The 16,649-nt window shown below is 68.5% G+C and carries 16 protein-coding genes; 11 read left to right on the top strand and 5 right to left on the bottom strand.

Going from position 1 to position 16,649, the window contains the following annotated elements:
• Positions 1 to 19: 19 nt before the first annotated feature.
• The 3 genes from OX958_RS01715 to OX958_RS01725 all read left to right on the top strand — a co-directional run bounded on the left by OX958_RS01715 (position 20) and on the right by OX958_RS01725 (position 3,658).
• Positions 20 to 1,480, top strand: a complete 1,461-nt coding sequence (locus tag OX958_RS01715) for a CCA tRNA nucleotidyltransferase (RefSeq protein WP_442913244.1) — start codon at positions 20 to 22, stop codon at positions 1,478 to 1,480.
• 82 nt (positions 1,481 to 1,562) lie between these two features.
• Positions 1,563 to 2,192, top strand: a complete 630-nt coding sequence (locus tag OX958_RS01720; protein WP_270135213.1) for a hypothetical protein — start codon at positions 1,563 to 1,565, stop codon at positions 2,190 to 2,192.
• 32 nt (positions 2,193 to 2,224) lie between these two features.
• Positions 2,225 to 3,658: an ATP-binding protein gene (locus OX958_RS01725; protein ID WP_270135214.1), complete on the top strand. Its 1,434-nt coding sequence runs from the start codon at positions 2,225 to 2,227 to the stop codon at positions 3,656 to 3,658.
• Here the strand turns inward: OX958_RS01725 and OX958_RS01730 are convergent.
• Positions 3,655 to 4,113 (bottom strand): GNAT family N-acetyltransferase, encoded by a 459-nt coding sequence (locus tag OX958_RS01730; protein WP_270135215.1) that lies wholly within the window; start codon positions 4,111 to 4,113, stop codon positions 3,655 to 3,657. The genes OX958_RS01725 and OX958_RS01730 overlap by 4 nt on opposite strands.
• Before the next feature lie 143 nt (positions 4,114 to 4,256).
• On the opposite strand from OX958_RS01730, the gene OX958_RS01735 reads away from it, so the two are divergent.
• A complete protein-coding gene (locus tag OX958_RS01735) occupies positions 4,257 to 5,819 on the top strand; it encodes an alkaline phosphatase D family protein (protein ID WP_270135216.1) in 1,563 nt (520 codons plus the stop codon).
• Here the strand turns inward: OX958_RS01735 and OX958_RS01740 are convergent, their stop codons facing one another.
• Positions 5,820 to 7,754, bottom strand: coding sequence for a discoidin domain-containing protein (locus OX958_RS01740; protein WP_270135217.1), 1,935 nt, complete (start codon positions 7,752 to 7,754; stop codon positions 5,820 to 5,822).
• Between the two features lie 131 nt (positions 7,755 to 7,885).
• Here OX958_RS01740 and OX958_RS01745 point away from each other — a divergent pair, with 131 nt between their 5' ends.
• Positions 7,886 to 8,899: a LacI family DNA-binding transcriptional regulator gene (locus OX958_RS01745; protein ID WP_270135218.1), complete on the top strand. Its 1,014-nt coding sequence runs from the start codon at positions 7,886 to 7,888 to the stop codon at positions 8,897 to 8,899.
• Positions 8,900 to 8,917: 18 nt separating this feature from the next.
• On the opposite strand, the gene OX958_RS01750 is transcribed toward OX958_RS01745, so the two are convergent.
• Positions 8,918 to 9,514, bottom strand: coding sequence for a TetR/AcrR family transcriptional regulator (locus OX958_RS01750; RefSeq protein ID WP_270135220.1), 597 nt, complete (start codon positions 9,512 to 9,514; stop codon positions 8,918 to 8,920).
• 71 nt (positions 9,515 to 9,585) lie between these two features.
• Between OX958_RS01750 and OX958_RS01755 the strand changes: the two genes are divergently transcribed.
• From OX958_RS01755 to OX958_RS01780, 6 genes are read left to right on the top strand one after another with little or no spacing between them, the layout of a single operon-like run.
• Complete coding sequence (locus tag OX958_RS01755) at positions 9,586 to 10,827, top strand: acyl-CoA dehydrogenase family protein (protein ID WP_270135222.1); 1,242 nt, start codon at positions 9,586 to 9,588, stop codon at positions 10,825 to 10,827.
• Positions 10,824 to 11,615 (top strand): SDR family NAD(P)-dependent oxidoreductase, encoded by a 792-nt coding sequence (locus tag OX958_RS01760; protein ID WP_270135223.1) that lies wholly within the window; start codon positions 10,824 to 10,826, stop codon positions 11,613 to 11,615. Before OX958_RS01755 ends, OX958_RS01760 begins: the two co-directional genes overlap by 4 nt.
• On the top strand, positions 11,615 to 12,688 hold the full coding sequence (locus OX958_RS01765) for a phosphotransferase family protein (protein ID WP_270135224.1): 1,074 nt from the start codon (positions 11,615 to 11,617) through the stop codon (positions 12,686 to 12,688). The genes OX958_RS01760 and OX958_RS01765 overlap by 1 nt, the downstream gene beginning before the upstream one ends.
• Complete coding sequence (locus tag OX958_RS01770) at positions 12,688 to 13,371, top strand: histidine phosphatase family protein (RefSeq protein ID WP_270135225.1); 684 nt, start codon at positions 12,688 to 12,690, stop codon at positions 13,369 to 13,371. The genes OX958_RS01765 and OX958_RS01770 overlap by 1 nt, the downstream gene beginning before the upstream one ends.
• Positions 13,372 to 13,380: 9 nt before the next feature.
• A complete protein-coding gene (locus OX958_RS01775; protein ID WP_270135226.1) occupies positions 13,381 to 14,124 on the top strand; it encodes an SDR family oxidoreductase in 744 nt (247 codons plus the stop codon).
• A gap of 1 nt (position 14,125) precedes the next feature.
• Positions 14,126 to 15,076, top strand: coding sequence for an LLM class F420-dependent oxidoreductase (locus OX958_RS01780; protein ID WP_270135228.1), 951 nt, complete (start codon positions 14,126 to 14,128; stop codon positions 15,074 to 15,076).
• Here the strand turns inward: OX958_RS01780 and OX958_RS01785 are convergent.
• Complete coding sequence (locus tag OX958_RS01785; protein ID WP_270135229.1) at positions 15,069 to 15,881, bottom strand: 1-aminocyclopropane-1-carboxylate deaminase/D-cysteine desulfhydrase; 813 nt, start codon at positions 15,879 to 15,881, stop codon at positions 15,069 to 15,071. The two genes, OX958_RS01780 and OX958_RS01785, sit on opposite strands and share 8 nt — an antisense overlap.
• A 19-nt stretch (positions 15,882 to 15,900) precedes the next feature.
• Complete coding sequence (locus OX958_RS01790; protein ID WP_270135231.1) at positions 15,901 to 16,620, bottom strand: hypothetical protein; 720 nt, start codon at positions 16,618 to 16,620, stop codon at positions 15,901 to 15,903.
• Positions 16,621 to 16,649 lie beyond the last annotated feature (29 nt).

Consider the following 16,649-nt stretch of genomic DNA (forward strand, 5'->3'; position numbering starts at 1 on the left):
CACCGTAACCTAGTTCCTCGTGTCTCCTACTGCCGACCGCTCAGCCTCTGCCGGATCGTTGTCCGCCGTCCAGCGGCAAGGTGTCCAGTCACTGCTGAAGATCGCCCCGGTGGTCGACGAACTGGGCGCCCGGTTCGCCGCGGCCGGGCACGAGCTCGCCCTGGTGGGTGGTCCGGTCCGGGACATTCTGCTCGGCCGGGGGAGCAAGGATCTCGACTTCGCCACCTCCGCCCGTCCCGACGCGGTGGAGCGGTTGCTGGCCGGCTGGGCCGACCACGTGTGGGACATCGGCAAGGCGTTCGGCACCATCGGCTGCCGCAAGGGCGACTGGGTGCTGGAGATCACGACGTACCGGTCGGAGTCCTACGATCCGGCCTCGCGGAAGCCGGAGGTCGCCTACGGCGACAACCTGCAGGGCGATCTGGCCCGCCGCGACTTCGCCATGAACGCGATGGCGGTGCTGCTCCCGTCGCACCAGTTCGTCGATCCGTTCGGCGGCATCGAGGACGTCGCCAACAAGCTGATCCGCACCCCCGGCTCGCCTGAGGACTCGTTCTCCGACGACCCGCTGCGGATGATGCGCGCCGCCCGGTTCGCCGCGCAGCTCGGCTTCACCCCTGACCCCGGCGTGGTGGCCGCGATGACGGCGATGGCCGAGCGGATCACGATCGTGTCGGCCGAGCGGGTCCGCGACGAGCTGATCAAGCTGGTCTGCGCGCCGTACCCGCGGATCGGTCTCGACCTGCTGGTCTCCACCGGGCTGGCCGACCACGTGCTGCCCGAACTGCCGGCCCTGCGACTGGAGCTGGACGAGCACCACCGGCACAAGGACGTCTACGAGCACTCGCTGATCGTGCTGGAGCAGGCCATCGACCTGGAGTCGCGGATCGGGGTCGAGGTGCCGGACTTCGTGGTCCGGTTCGCCGCGCTGATCCACGACATCGGCAAGCCGAAGACCCGGCGCTTCGAGGGCGCGGGCAAGGTCACCTTCCACCATCACGACGTGGTCGGGGCGAAGCTGGCCAAGAAGCGGATGAAGGCGCTGCGGTTCAGCAACGAGCAGATCGACCAGGTCGGCACGCTGGTCGAGCTGCACCTGCGCTTCCACGGGTACGGCACCGGCGAGTGGACCGACTCCGCCGTACGCCGCTACGTGCGGGACGCCGGCGATCTGCTCGGCCGCCTGCACGTCCTGACCCGGGCCGACTGCACGACCCGCAACAAGCGCAAGGCGGACGCGCTGCGGTCGGCGTACGACGATCTGGAGAAGCGGATCGAGCGGCTCCAGGAGCAGGAGGAGCTCGACTCGCTCCGCCCGGACCTCGACGGCAACCAGATCATGCAGATCCTGGCGATCGGCCCGGGGCGCGAGGTCGGCGACGCCTACAAGTACCTGATGGAACTCCGGATGGACGAGGGCCCACTGGGCGAAGAGGCCGCTCGCGAGAAGCTGCTGGAGTGGTGGAGCGCCCGCTCCTGAAATGTCGACTGTTTCACGTGCAACGGTGACGGTAGCGGTGACGGGGAACAGTCCACCCTCCCTGCTGGTCTAGTCTCGCCGCGTGGACCTCTTGAGCATCATCGGGTGGGGCGGATCGGCGCTCGTTGTCGTGTCGTTGCTGCAGACCCGGATCCTGCGGCTGCGGGTACTGAACCTGATCGGCTGCGTGATCCTGGTCGGCTTCAACCTGGCCATTCCGGTCTGGCCGATGGTCGGAATGAACGCCGTCCTCGCGGTGATCAACGTCGTCCACCTGTGGCGACTGCTCCGGCACCGCCACGACGACCTCGAGTACGCCGTCCTGGAAGTCGACAGCTCCGACGCGTACCTCGGTCACGTGCTGACCGCGCACCGCAGCGACATCGCCAAGTTCAACCCCGGCTTCACCACCGCCACCAGCCCGTACGCGTTCCTGGTCCAGCGCGGAGAGCGCACCGTCGGCGTGGTCCTGGCCCACGACGCCGGCTCCGGCCGAGCCCAGATCGACCTCGACTACGTGCTGCCGAAGTACCGCGACTTCACCCCCGGCGAGTTCGTCTACCGCCGCAGCGACGTCTTCACCGGCCACGGCTTCCACCAGGTGCTGGCCCCGCCGCGGATGCGCGACTCGGCCAACTACCTGAAGAAGCTCGGCTTCCACCGCGAGGGCGACAGCCTGGTGATGGACCTCCCGAATGACCCAAAGTTGTAGAACTATATTTATTATAAGTATAGTTCTACATCATGAGAAAGCCTGAGCGGATCTTCGCCCGCGACCAGGAATGGGCCCACCTGACCAGATTCGCCGACGTGAAGGCGGACCGCCCTCAGCTCGGTGTGATCAGTGGCAGGCGAAGGCAGGGAAAGACGTACCTCGTGGAGGGGCTCGCCGAGCAAACCGGCGGTCTGTACTTCGGCGCGACCCAGGCGACCGAGACCGAGTCGCTGGCGCAGTTCGCCGCGGCGATCGCCGCTCACCTCGACTCACCGGTGCCGCCCCGCTTCGACAGCTGGGACGACGCCGTCCGCTTCTTCTTCTCGATCGATGCCCCCGGACCGTTCGTCATCGACGAGTTTCCCTACCTGAGTCAGGTCTCCCCGGTACTGCCATCGATTCTGCAGCGGGAGATCGACCGGGCAACGTCCGCCGGCCGGCGGACCAAGGTCCTGTTGTGTGGCTCGGCCATGTCGGTGATGGGCGGCCTACTGTCCGGCACCGCTCCTTTGCGGGGGCGGGCGACACTCGAACTGGTGGTCCGGCCCTTCGACTACCTGCTGGCGGCCCAGTACTGGGGAGTTGAGGATCCGGGGCTCGCCGCCCTGCTGCACTCCGTGGTCGGAGGCACACCGGCGTACCGGCGGTTCGTCAATGACGACGCTCCGGAGTCGCTCGAGGACTTCGACGACTGGGTACTGCGTACCGTGCTCAGCCCGGCAAGCCCGCTGTTTCGGGAGGCTCGCTATCTCCTCGAGGAGGAGATGGATGTCCGGGACAGCGCGCTGTACCACTCGGTGCTCGCGGCGGTGGCTTCCGGCAACCGGACGAGAGGCGGGATCGCCAACTACGTCGGCCGCAAGGCGACCGACATCGGTCACCAACTGAACGTCCTGGAAGACAGCGGTCTGTTGAGACGCCGGCCGGACCTCTTCAGGTCAGGACGCTCCGGTTACGAGGTCGCCGAGCCGCTGATCGTGTTCTACCAAGTGGTGATGCGCCCGCAGTGGGGCCTGCTCGAAAGCGGCCGGTCCGCCACCGTGTGGGAGGCGGCGCGTCCGCGCTTCTCGTCGCAGGTCGTGGGCCCGCACTTCGAGCAGCTCTGTCGGGAGTACGCGATGTCCGCGCCGGCCGAGCGGTTCGGTGAACTGCCGGGGGAGATCGGCTCGGGGGTAGTGCCGGATCACTACAACCGAAGCCAGATCGAGGTGGATGTCGCCGTTCTGGCGCCCGCGGTCAGTGGCCACAAGCGCAAGGTCTTGTCGCTGGGCGAGGCGAAGTGGGGTGAGGTGATGGGTCGGCGGCATGTCAGCCGGCTGGAGCGAGCGCGGCATCTGCTGTCTCGCGACTACGACACCTCGGAGACTGTGCTCGCCTGCTACAGCGGAGCCGGCTTCGAGCCTGGGCTTGACTCCAGTGTTCTGACAGTGGGGCTCGATGACCTCTATCGGCGGGCGAACTAGTCCAGTTGCTTCGCGAAGCAGAGGGAGGCTGGTTCGTTCTCGAACGGTGGGTACGGCGGGGTCGGGGTGTAGCCGTGGTGCGTGTAGAGGGCGCTGGCTTCTTGTTGCCGGGTGCCGGTCTCGAGGCGCAGCGTGGTGATGCCGCGGGCGCGGGCCTGCGACTCGATCTCGGCGAGGAGCAGGCGGGACAGGCCCCAGCCGCGGGAGGTTGGTTCGACGTACATGCGTTTCACCTCGCCGAGGCCGGGGCTGATCGGTTGCAGGCCGACGCAGCCGACCGGGGTGTCGTCGACGGTCAGCAGGATGAACTCGATGGCAGGGTGCAGCGGCCCGGCCTGGGGCTGGTCGTCGGCGTAGATGGCGGCCAGTTCGGCCTGTTGTGCGGTCGTCAGCGCGAGCACGGCAGGGTCGGCCCGGGCTGCTCGGCGTAGTTGGACGCCCTCCATCAGTTCCATGGTCGGACGCTAGCAATCAGGCGTGACGTGGCTGTTTCGCTTTCCTCACTCAGTCGTCGACCAGCAGTGAGGTCTACCGACCGTCACCGATCGGTCGCGCTGAGGTCTTCCCAGATTCATCATTACCTCTCAGTATTTTCTCCATGGCTGACCTCACCCGCAGAACCGTCCTCGGCGCCCTGACCGTCGCTGGTGCCACCGCAGCAGCGACGGCCGTCGCCTGGAGTGCCGGTACGCCGATGCTCCGCACCTCCGCCGATGCCTCGCCGACGCTCGTCCGTGGCGCCACCTTCCCGGAGGGGATCATGGCCGGCGTCCCGCGCACCGACGGCGCGACCCTGTGGACCAGAGTTCCGCGCGGACTGTTCGACGGTGACGCCGAACTGGCCGTCGTGGTGTCGAACCAGCGCGACCTGAGCCGGCCGGAGCTCGTCCGGACGGTGATCGCGGAGAAGCGGTGGGACGGCTGCGTGCACTTCCAGGCGACCGGTCTCGCCGCCGGAGCGGAGTACTTCTACCAGTTCCGCGGCAAGGACGCCGTCAGCCCGGTCGGCCGGTTCCAGACCCTGCGGCCGGCCGACTCGAACCAGCCGGTCCGGATCGGCTTCTTCACCTGCCAGGGCTTCACCGAGGGGTACTACGCCACCCACCGCCACCTCGCCGCCGAAGACCTCGACCTGGTGGTCTGCCTCGGCGACTACGTCTACGAAGCCACCGTGCCCGGCGTCCGGGGGATCGACCTCAACCTCTATCCCCAGATCCTGCCGACCATGCGGGCGAAGTACACGCTCTACCGCAGTGACCCCGACCTCCGCGCGATGCACGCGCAGCACGCGTTCCTGCCGCTGTGGGACGACCACGAGTTCCGCAACAACTACAGCGTCGACAACTGGACGCTGCCGGAACTGTTCTTCCAGGAGAAGAAGAGTGCCGCCTGGCACGCGTGGTTCGAGCGGATGCCGGTACCGCGGTTCAGCGGCGACATGACGCGCACCTACCGATCGCTCAAGCTCGGCCGGACCGTCGAGCTGTTCGCCATCGACAACCGGCAGTACAAGGAGGACCAGCCGTGTGACGACGGCGGCAGCGTCATCTGCGAGGCGGCGGACGCCCCAGGTCGCAGCATGCTCGGCGCCGCGCAGAAGAGCTGGCTCGCGGACGGGCTGCGCTCGTCGGGCGCCCGCTGGAAGGTGCTGGCCAATCCGAACATGATGATGGGCATGGTCACCGGAGCGGCCGGTGAGCGTGCCTTCATGGACACCTGGGACGGGTACGGCGCCGAGCGCACCGAGCTGCTGTCGCTGGCGGCCGAGCGGGTGTCCGACCTGGTGGTGGTGACCGGCGACGACCACGACACCTTCTCCGGCGAGCTGTGGGACACCGGCTTCGCACCGGGCGCACCCGGGAACCCTGGTGGGACCAGGCGGGCCGGCGTGGAGTTCGTCGTACCGTCCGTGTCGTCCACCAACACCGGCGACACCAATGGCGTCGCCGGTGCGAAGGCGGAGGAGCAGAAGCGGCTGCAGTACAACCCGCATCTCAAGCAGGTCGACATGCGCCAGCACGGGTACGGCGTACTCGAGGTGACTCAGGACGACGCCACCCTCGCCTACCGAGCTGTGGATAAGCTGCAGGCCAACGCTGGAGTCGACACCAGCTATCAGGTCCGCACTGCCCGTGGCAGCTCGACAGTCGAGGTGATCTGACTAGTTGTAGAGCCGCACGTCCGCAAGGGTCCACCAGTTGCCGGCTCTGCCGGTAGAGGAGATCCGCACGTAGCGGGCGCGAGTCGGCTTCACATCGACGTTGGTGAGCTGGCCAGTGCCTGCCCCCGATGCCAGCGGTCGCCAGGTGGTGCCGTCAAAGCTGGTCGAGACCTGCCAGCCGCGGGCGTAGTCGCCGAGGTTGCCGCCGCTGTCGATCGCGACCCGGCGGAACTGCTTCGCCGTACCGAGGTCGAGCTGCACGTACTGGTCGGCCGCCTGTGCTGTCTTCGACTGCCAGATCGTCGAGCCGTCGGCATCGAAAGCCAGCGCCGCGTCAGCAGCCGGTACTGCGCTGGCCGTCGCGCCGTCGAGCGACACGGGAGTCAGCGACGACCTGGGCGAGCGGTCCCAGGTGAAGGTCCCGATCGAGCCGCCAGGCAGCGTGTACTCGAAGGACTGGTCGCCGACGGCCACCGCGAAGGTCCGCGGCTCGTCGTTCTCGTTGTGCACCAGCAGAGCGGTCGAGCCGTCGGGGTTGCGGAAGGCCGAGGACATGAGCTGCCCGTTCCACCCGGTCGTCCCGTACGACGTACTGGCGATCCGCTGCGCGCCGGTGCGCACGAACTTCGACAGGTGCCCGATCGTGTAGTACTCCGCGTCGGTGGTGACGCTGCCGTCGGGCTGCACGGTGACCAGCCCGGTGCAGGTGGTGCAGCCGCCGTTGTAGGGGCCGCCCTTGTCGTCGAGCGCGATGTTCCAGTTGACGACCGACTTGCCCCAGTTGCGCGTCGTACCGAGCATCAGCGTGCGGGCGTGCCAGGTCAGCGTGCCGCGGAAGATCTGCGGCGGCGTGTCGTCGGGGCCGTGCGAGCCGGAGCACTCGGTGAACCAGATTCCCTTGCTGGGGAAGGCCTTGTGCAGGTCGGTCTGGTTGCTCGGGTTGCCGGAGTAGCAGTGGTACGCCGTACCGGCCAGCCACTTGCCTGCCGGGCTGTCGAGCAGTTGGTACGGGTAGTCGGTCTCCGGGTCCTCACCGGGCGGGGTGTTGTTGACGTCGCCCGGGTGAGTGGTCCAGTTGTGGTCGTAGCCGAGGATCTTGGTGCGGGGACTGACCGCGCGCAGCATCGGGCCGAGCTGCTCGATCACCGCGGCCGCCTGACGCACCGGCAGATCGGTGCCGGGGTAGCCACTGGGCGTCCGGTTCTGCGGTTCGTTCTGGATCGAGAGGAAGTCCACCGGTACGCCGGCCGCTTCGTACGCCTTCACGAACTTCACCAGGTAGCGCGCGTAGGCGTTGTAGATCTTCGGATCGTCCTTGAGCCGTCCGCCGACCAGGGAGTCGCCGGTCTTCATCCAGGCGGGCGGGCTCCACGGGGTCGCCATCACCTTGAGGGACGGGTTCAGCTGCTTGGCCCGGCGCATCAGCGGCAGGATCTGCGCCTGGTCGTGCGCGATGCTGAAGTGCCGCAGCGGGAAGTCGGTCTGTCCGGCCGGTACGTCGTCGTACGTGTAGTGCTGCGGCGCCGCGGTGAAGTCGGACGAACCGACGACCTGGCGGAGGAAACTCACCCCGATGCCCTGCCTGCGGTCGAACAGCGAGCGCATCGTCCGGTCCCGCACCGCAGGCGTCAGCTGGTAGAGCACCGCGGCCGACGAGTCGGTGATGGAGGCGCCGAAGCCGTCCATGGTCTGGTACTTCGTGCCGGGGTCGACCGTGATGGTCGTCTGCGCGCTCTGCCGCTTCTGGAAAGCGACCGGAGCACGTTGGTGGAGCAGCTCGGCGCGGTCCGGGGTCGTCACCCAGACGTCCGCCTTGGTGGTGCCGGCGGTGGTGGTCACGACAGCAGGCAGTTCGACTGCCTGGGCGCCGCTGGACAGGCCGCTGATCAGCAGGGCGGAGCCGGCCAGAACGGCACCGATCGCAGGTCTCTTCATCGTTCTCCTCAGGTCAACCCCGATGTAACAAATGAAACACGAACGCAACATCTGTGGCTCAGGAAACGCGCCTAGGCGAAGCCTGTCAAGATCCTCTATCGTGCGGAGTGTGAAACAGAGCGATGTAACAAATGCCTAGCCGAGCCACTGTGCGCGATATCGCGGCGGAGACCGGTGTCTCGATCGCGACCGTCTCGCGGGTCCTCAACCAGCAGGGCAACGTGGCGCCGCGGACCCGTGAGTTGGTGGAGCAGGCGGTCGAGCGGCTGGGGGTACGGGCGCCGAGCCCGCGGGGCGGATCACCCAAGCCGGTCGGCGGGGCGGTCTATCTGCGCTGCCCCTACGTGCTGACCGACTACTTCGGGGTGATCGTCTCGTCGATCGCGGAGACGCTCGACCGTCACGGCCGGCAACTGGTGCTGAACGCGGGCGAGGCGACCCAGCACGAACAGGTCCTCACCAGACTTCCCGCGCAGCGCGAACTGGCCGGAGCGATCCTGATCCTGCCGCCGGAGACCAGCGACGAGCTCATCCAGTTGCGGGCCCGGCGCTTCCCGTTCGTCGTCGTCGATCCCCGTACGCCGCTGCCGCGTGACATCGCCGCTGTCTCTGCCGCGCACTTCAACGGCGCCCGTCAGGTGACCGCACATCTGGTTCGCCTCGGTCACACCAGGATCGGCGTCATCGGCGGCCCCAGCGAGTGGCTGGCCTCGGACGCCCGCCTCAGCGGCCACGCCGCAGCCCTCGCCGACGCCGGCATCCTCCCCGACCCCGCCCTGGTTCGCCCGATCCAGCCCACCACCGACCACGGCCACCAAGCCGCCACCCAGCTACTCGATCTCCCCAACCGCCCCACGGCTCTGGTCTGCTTCAACGACAAAGCCGCAGTGGGCGCCCTCCAAGCCGCCACCTCCCGAGGACTCTCCGTCCCTGGTGACTTGTCGATAGCCGGCTTCGACGATCTGGACGTGAGCCGAGCCACCACCCCAGCCCTCACCACGGTCCGCCAACCCCTCCAGGAAATGGGCCGCATGGCAGTAAGCCTCCTGATCCGCCTGCTCGACCGCCACGAACTGGAAGCACTCCACGTCGAGCTGGCCACCGAGCTGGTCGTCCGCGACTCCACCGCCCCACCCGCGAGCTGACCGCCCGGCGGATTCCTGCTAGAGCGCGCGGAGTGCCTGCAGCGCAGCAATGAAGTGGGTGACCAGGTCCTCCGGCGTGCTCGGCCGATCCGCCTCCGGAAGCCCTGACCACTCGATGGCCAGGTCCTCCACGTACGCCAGCCAGGCATGCACCGCCATCCGGGTCTGCGAGGCCGGCGCCTGTTCCGGCTCGTCCAGGAGGTCGAGGACCCGAGCGGTGAGGCCGGCGCGAGTAGCGGCGTACACCTCGACGACGAAGTTGTCGCCGCCGGCGGCGCCACGGACGAAAGAAATGTAGGAGTCGCGCCGGCGGGTGACGAAGGCTACGAAGGAGAGCAGCATCTGCCGAAGCTGCTCGTCCCGCGGCAGCGACGGATCCGGCTTGGTGACGCGCAACAGCCGGCGGCCGGCGGCGCTCATCACCTCGACGTAGAAGTCCCGCTTGGTCGGGAAGTAGTGGAACAGCAGCCCGCGGGAGATCCCCGCCTCGGCCGCGACGGCGTCGATTGACAGCTCGTGGATCGGCTGGGTGCGCAACATCATCAGCCCGATGCCGACCAGCTGCTTGCGGCGGTCCTCCGCGGTCAGCCGCTTGCGTGTCTCGCCCGCCTTCACGCTATTGAGCATTGCTCAGTAGGTGCGCTACCGTCAAGGAAGCCGCCGGAAGAAGCGATTGGGGAGCCGTGATGGGGTTCGAACCGTCCGCGAGGGCGCAGCAGCTGATCGAGCAGGTCGCCGAGTTCGTCCGGACCGAGATCGAGCCGGTCGAGGCCGAGCTGCACGCCGCGACCAAGGCCGCCGAGGATCCGTGGCTGCCGCAGCCCGTCTTCAAGGAGCTGCAGGCGAAGGCCCGTAAGCAGGGTTTGTGGAACCTCTTCCTCCCGCCCGCCGAGCACGGCAACGCGCAGTACGGCGCCAGCTCGGAGGAGGGGCTCAGCAACCTCGACTACGCCCCCATCGCGGAGCTGACCGGCCGGTCGTTCATCGCGCCGTACGTGTTCAACTGCAACGCCCCCGACACCGGCAACATGGAAGTCCTGCTCCGCTACGGCACCGACGAGCAGAAGCAACAGTGGCTGGAGCCCTTGCTGGACGGCGCGATCCGGTCCGCCTTCTGCATGACCGAGCCCGACGTCGCCTCCTCCGACGCGACCAACATGGCCGCCACCGCGATCGTCGACGGCGACGAGGTCGTCATCAACGGCCGCAAGTGGTGGAGCACCGGCGTCGGCCACCCGGACTGCGAGCTGCTCATCTTCATGGGCCTCACCGATCCCGACGCCCACCGGTACGCGCGCCACACGATGGTGCTCGTCCCGCGCGCCACCCCTGGCGTGAAGGTCGAGCGCCTGCTCCCCGCCATGAGCCGGTACGACGAACCGCACGGCCACGGCGAGGTGTCCTTCACCGACGTTCGGGTGCCTGCCGCCAACATCCTGGTCGGCCCCGGTCGCGCTTTCGAGATCGCCCAGGGACGGCTCGGTCCCGGCCGCGTGCACCACTGCATGCGGCTGATCGGGCTGGCCGAGAAGTCGCTCGAGCTGGCGATCCAGCGTGGCACCAGCCGGACGGCGTTCGGCAAGCCCCTGGTCAATCTCGGTGGCAACCGGGAACGGATCGCCGACGCGCGGATCGCGATCAACCAGGCCCGCCTGCTGGTGTTGCAGACGGCGTACCTGCTGGACACGAAGGGCCTGGCCGGCGCGTTGAGCGAGGTCAGCCAGATCAAGGTCGCGGTTCCGCGGATGGCGCAGGACGTGATCGACATGGCGATCCAGCTGCACGGTGGTGGCGGGCTGTCCGACGACTTCCCGCTGGCCGCGGCCTGGACGAGCGCGCGGGCGCTGCGGCTGGCCGACGGGCCGGACGAGGTGCATCGTGGAGTGGTCGCGAAGATCGAGCTGGCGAAGTACAAGGAGTCCGAATGAGCAGGGTTCTCGTCACCGGTGGCGCCAGTGGACTCGGGGCGGCGCTGGTCGCCCAGTTCGTTGCTGCAGGCCACCAAGTGCTCAGTACCGACCTGGCGGCCGAGTCGCCCGCGCAGACCGGAGCGCAGTACCGGCAGCTGAACGTGCGGGACGCGGGGGACTGGCAGCAGGCGGTCGCGTGGTGTGAGGAGAACTGGGGCGGGCTGGACATCCTGGTCAACAACGCCGGGATCGCGACCGGCGGCCGGATCGACGTCGAGTCGCTGGACGAGTGGGACCGGGTCGTCGACATCAACCTGATGGGGGTCGTCCGCGGCTGCCGCGCCTTCGTGCCGCTGTTCAAACGCCAGAGCTCGGGCCACCTCGTCAACACGGCGTCGGCCGCGGGTCTGGTGCATCCGCCGATGATGAGTTCGTACAACACGGTGAAGGCCGGTGTGGTCGCGCTCTCCGAGACGCTCTCCCACGAGCTCCACCCGTACGGCGTCACCGTCTCGGTCATCTGCCCGTCGTTCTTCAAGACCAACCTGGGTGACTCGATCCAGGGCGACGACACCGAGATGGCCTCCACCGCCCGCCGGCTGATCGAGAAGTCGCCCCGGACCGCCGACGAGATCGCCGCCAACGTGATCGCCGGGATCCGGAAGCAGCAGTTCCTGATCATCCCCGACCGCCCGGCGTTGCTGGCCTGGCGTACCAAGCGGTTCGCCCGCCCGCTCTACGATCGGCAGATGCGCAAGATCGCCGCCCGGGCCCGCAGCCGCGCCGAAAGCGCGACCAAGCGCTGATGCCCCCTGACCACCCTCCGGTCGAAGGCGCCCGCCCGGTCCGGGACGAGGACGCCTTCGACGTCGCGGCCGTCGACAGCTGGCTCCGCGCGGCGACCGCCTCGCCTCGCCTGCCCGAAGGGCTCCCCGAGGTCCAGCAGTTCTCCGGCGGCGCCTCCAATCTCACCTATCTCCTCCGCTATCCCGACCGTGACCTGATCCTGCGCCGGCCGCCGGCCGGCACCAAGGCCAAGGGCGCGCACGACATGGGCCGCGAATACCGGATCCAGCAGCAGTTGGCACCGGTGTTCCCGTACGTCCCGAAAATGGTTGCCCACTGCAACGACCAGGCGGTGATCGGCTCCGAGTTCTACGTGATGGAGCGGGTCGTCGGCACGATCCCTCGCAGGTCGGAGCTCGGAGTCGAGCTGACTCCGGGCAAGACCAAGCTGCTCGGGTACAAGCTGGTCGACACCCTGGTCGACCTGCACCAGGTGGATCCGGCCGCGGCCGGGCTCGCCGACCTCGGCAAGGGCGACGGGTACGTCGAGCGCCAGGTGAGCGGATGGTCCGGCCGGTACCGCAAGGCCAAGACCTGGAACGTGCCCAGCTTCGAGAAGGTGATGGCCTGGCTCGAGGCCAACCAGCCCGGCGACGTCCGGATCTGCGTGATCCACAACGACTTCCGGCTCGACAACGTGGTGCTGGCGCCGGACGATCCGTTGAAGATCGTCGGGGTGCTCGACTGGGAGCTGGCCACACTCGGTGACCCGTTGATGGATCTCGGCAGCGCGCTGGCCTACTGGGTGCAGGCTGACGACGACTGGGCCTTCCGGCGGTTCAAGATGCAGCCGTCCGACGCCCCGGGGATGATCGGCCGCGACGAGATCGTCCGCTACTACTGCGAGAAGTCCGGCCTCGACGCGTCCAACTGGGCGTTCTACGAGGTCTTCGGGCTGTTCCGTCTGGCCGTGATCGCGCAGCAGATCTACTACCGCTACCACCACAAGCAGACCCGCAACCCGCGCTTCAAGAACCTCTGGCTGCCGGTCAACCTGCTCGAGCGGCGCTGCCGCCGGATCATGAGCCGCTGATGCCGACCATCTACCTGATCCGGCACGCGCAGGCGTCGTTCGGGCGCAGCGACTACGACCGGTTGTCGCCGCAGGGCGAGCAGCAGTCCGCGGTACTGGGCCGGGCGCTCACCGAGCGCGGCATCAAACCCACCTTGGTGATCAGGGGCGCGATGCGGCGGCACGCCCAGACCGCCGAGTTCGCGTTGCGGGCCGCAGGTCTCGACGCGACCAGTGAGGTCGACGAAGGACTCAACGAGTTCGATCACGACCAGGTGATCGTCGCCTACAAACCCGCCTACAAACGCCGTCCGGTCCTGCTCGCCGACCTGGCCCGCACCGGCGATCCCCAGCGGGCGTTCCAGCAGATGTTCACCGCGGCCACCCAGCGATGGGCCGAAGGCGACGGCACCGGTTACCCGGAGTCCTTCCAGGCCTTCTGCCAACGCTCGGAGGACGCCGTACGCCGTACCGCGGACCGCCTCGGCAAGGGCGAGTCCGCGATCGTCTTCACCTCAGGTGGACCGATCGCCGCCGTCACCAGCCGGCTGCTCGCCGGGTCCGACGACCTCTGGCTCGCGCTCAACCCGGTCACGGTCAACACCGCGATCACCAAGCTCACCTCGGGACGCGGCGGCCTCACGCTGGTCAGCTACAACGAACACGGCCATCTCGACGGGACCGACCTGCTCTCCTACAGATAAGGCGACCTGATGCGACGCAACATCCTGATCACCGGGGCGAGTTCGGGGCTGGGCGAGGAGATGGCCCGGCAGTTCGCAGCCAAGGGTCACAACCTGGCGCTGACCGCCCGGCGCGAGGACCGGCTGAAGGCCCTGCGGACCGAGCTGATCGCCGCCCATCCCGGGCTGACGATTCTGGTCCGCACGCTCGACGTGAACGACCACGACGCCGTGTTCGCGACCTTCCGCGCGATCGACGCCGACCTGTCGCTGGACCGGATCGTCGTGAACGCCGGCATCGGCAAGGGCGCGCCGCTCGGCACCGGCCGGTTCGACGCGAACCTGATCACCGCGCAGACCAACTTCACCGCCGTTCTGGCCCAGGCCGAGGCCGCTCTCGAGCTGTTCCGCAGCAAGAACGCCGGTCACCTGGTCTTCATCTCCTCGGTCGCCGCGATGCGCGGCCTGCCCAAGTCGGTCACCACGTACGCCGCCACCAAGGCCGCGATCGCCACCCTCGCCGAGGGGCTCCAGCTGGAGCTGCTCGGCAAACCGATCAAGGTCAGCACGATCTTCCCCGGCTACATCAGGTCGGAGCTGAACGACCACGTCGCCAGGGCACCGATGATCGTCGACACCGTGCCGGGCGTCCGGGCGATGGTCGCGGCGATCGAGTCGGAGAAGGCGAAGGCGTTCGCGCCGCCGTGGCCGTGGGTCGTGATGGCACGATTCCTGAAGTACGCACCGCTGCCGCTGCTGAAGAGGATGGTCTGACATGCGCTGGGGTCTCACCGTGCCGCTGACCGGAGTACCGATCCGGGACCACAAGCCGCTGATCACCGAGCTGGCCGCACTGGGGTACACCGATCTGTGGTCGGCCGAAGTGGCCGGCGCCGACGCGTTCACGCCGCTGGTACTGGCGTCGGAGTGGGAGCAGGAGTTGCGGCTGGGGACGGCCGTCGTACCGGTTCACACTCGTGGGCCGGCGGCGCTGGCGATGAGCGCGGCGGCACTGGCCGACCTCGCGCCCGGCCGGTTCGTGCTGGGCATCGGGGCGTCGTCGGAGACGATCGTGACCGGCTGGAACGGAATCGCCTACGACCCGCCGCTGGCCCGGACGCGCGACGTCCTGCGGTTCCTCCGGCAGGCGTTCGCGGGGGAGAAGGTCGACGGCGAGTTCGACAGTTTCACGATCAAGCGGTTCCGGCTGGAGAAGGCGCCGGACGTCGCGCCCGCGATCATGCTCGCCGCGCTCCGCCCGCAGATGCTGCGGCTGGCGGCTCGTGAGGCGGACGGCGCGATCACCAACTGGCTGTCGGCCGGCGACGTCCGCCAGGTCCGGGCCGAGCTCGGCGACGACAAGGAACTGGCCGCGCGGATCTTCGTCTGCGTCACCGAGGACGCCGAGATGGCCCGCAACATCGGCCGCTTCCTGATCGCGACCTACCTGACCGTGCCCGGCTACTCGGCCTTCCACGACTGGCTCGGCCGCGGCGAGGCGATGAAGGCGATGCGCGACGCGTGGGCCGCCGGTGACCGCAACGCCGCGATGGCCGCCGTACCGGTCGAGGTGATCGACGACCTGATCGTGCACGGCTCGGCCGCCGACTGCCGCGCCAGGATCGGCGAGTACGTCGCCAACGGCCTCGACACCCCGATTCTCGCCACCCTGCCGACCGGCGCGGACCTGTTGGAGACAGCCCGCGCGCTGGCCCCAACTAGTTGATCAAGGCGATGATTGTCGTTCCGGTGGCGAACCGGCGGACCTGGTCGAACAAGGCGTACATCATCTTCGCTTCGTAGACCGGGTCCAGCCGCAGCCCGTGCCTGGCCTCGAAGTCGTCGACGAAGGCAGCCAACGCGGGCGTCCGCTTGGCATAGCCGCCGAAGTGATAGTCGTTCTCCAGCCGCCAACTGCCAGTCCGTCCCCCGTACGCCGCCCGCTGCAGCGCCACCACATCGTCTTCCAGTGGCGCCTTCAACACGGACACCCCGACCGCCGTCTGTCCTGGCCGAAGCCCTGCCGCGACCCCGGCCAACGTCCCACCGGTCCCCACCGCGCAGTAGATGACGTCGAAGGGCTCATTGATCTCCCCGGGCACCTCGGCGCACCCGAACACGGCCGCCGTGTTGCTGCCACCCTCGGGAATCAAATAGAACTCACCGAACTCGCAACCAAGACCGTCGATCACCGCGGCCGACGTCTTCAGCCGATAAGCCGACCGGTCGAGATAGGTCAGCCGCATCCCCTGCGACACCGCGTAAGCCAGCGACGGATTGAGCGGCAGGTGCTCTTCGCCCCGCACCACGCCGATCGTCGCGAACCCGGCGTACCGGCCGACCGCCGCAGTCGCCCGGAGATGGTTGGAGTACGCGCCGCCGAAGGTCAGCATCGTGCCCACCTCGCGGGCGGGCTCGATGTTGTACTTCAGCTTCCGCCACTTGTTGCCCGGCATCTCCGGGTGGATCAGGTCGTCCCGCTTCAGCAGGACGCGGACCCCGCCCAGCCGCTCGTCGACGAGCTCGGTCACCGGCGACGGCAGCCGCAGCTCAGGCAGGTGACAGCTGGAAGACCCGGACACAGGACCCCTGGACGATGACCATGCCTTCCATCTTCTTGCCGTTGGTGGTGCCGGACATCGCGATGATGTACGGGTCCTGGCCGATCGCCACGTCGCTCAGCTTGAGACTGGTCGGCGCCGCGATCCAGACCCTCATCAGGCTCGGGAACAGCTGCCTGGTCTCGGCGCAGCTGAGCGCGGTCGCGGCGTTCTCGTTCCCGGCGTTGAGGTGCCCCACGAACCGCCCGGCCAGCGCGACCGCCGCGGCCTTGGTGCCCCGGCCCACCGGCTTGCTCGGCACCGGCAGCGTCGGCACCTTCGTCGGCAGCTTGGTGGGCGCCGGAGTGGGGATCGCCGACGGGACGGTCGGCGGCGGCGCGGTCGGCGACTCCTCGGCCGGCGTAGGCGCGACGGGCACACTCGATGGCGCCGGAGCGGGCGCGGTGCCGTCGGAGGAGTTCCCCGAGGCCAGCCGGTAGGCGACGAAGCCGCCGATCCCCAGGACGACGGCGAGCAGGATCGCGATCAGCACGATGATCAGGACGGCCTTGTCCTTGCGCGGCGGTCCGCCGTACGGCGGTGCTGCCCAGTTGCCGCCCTGCGGCTGGTAGGACGGCCCGCCTTGCGGCTGGTACGGCTGCGACTGCCAGCCGGGCGGACCGTTCTGGGGGCCTTGGCCCGGTGGGCCGGGCGGCGGTGGGTAGCTCACGGAGCAAGTGTCGCAGCGAGAGGGGCACT

Origin of the sequence: Kribbella sp. CA-293567, assembly GCF_027627575.1 — a bacterium.
Classification (GTDB): domain Bacteria; phylum Actinomycetota; class Actinomycetes; order Propionibacteriales; family Kribbellaceae; genus Kribbella.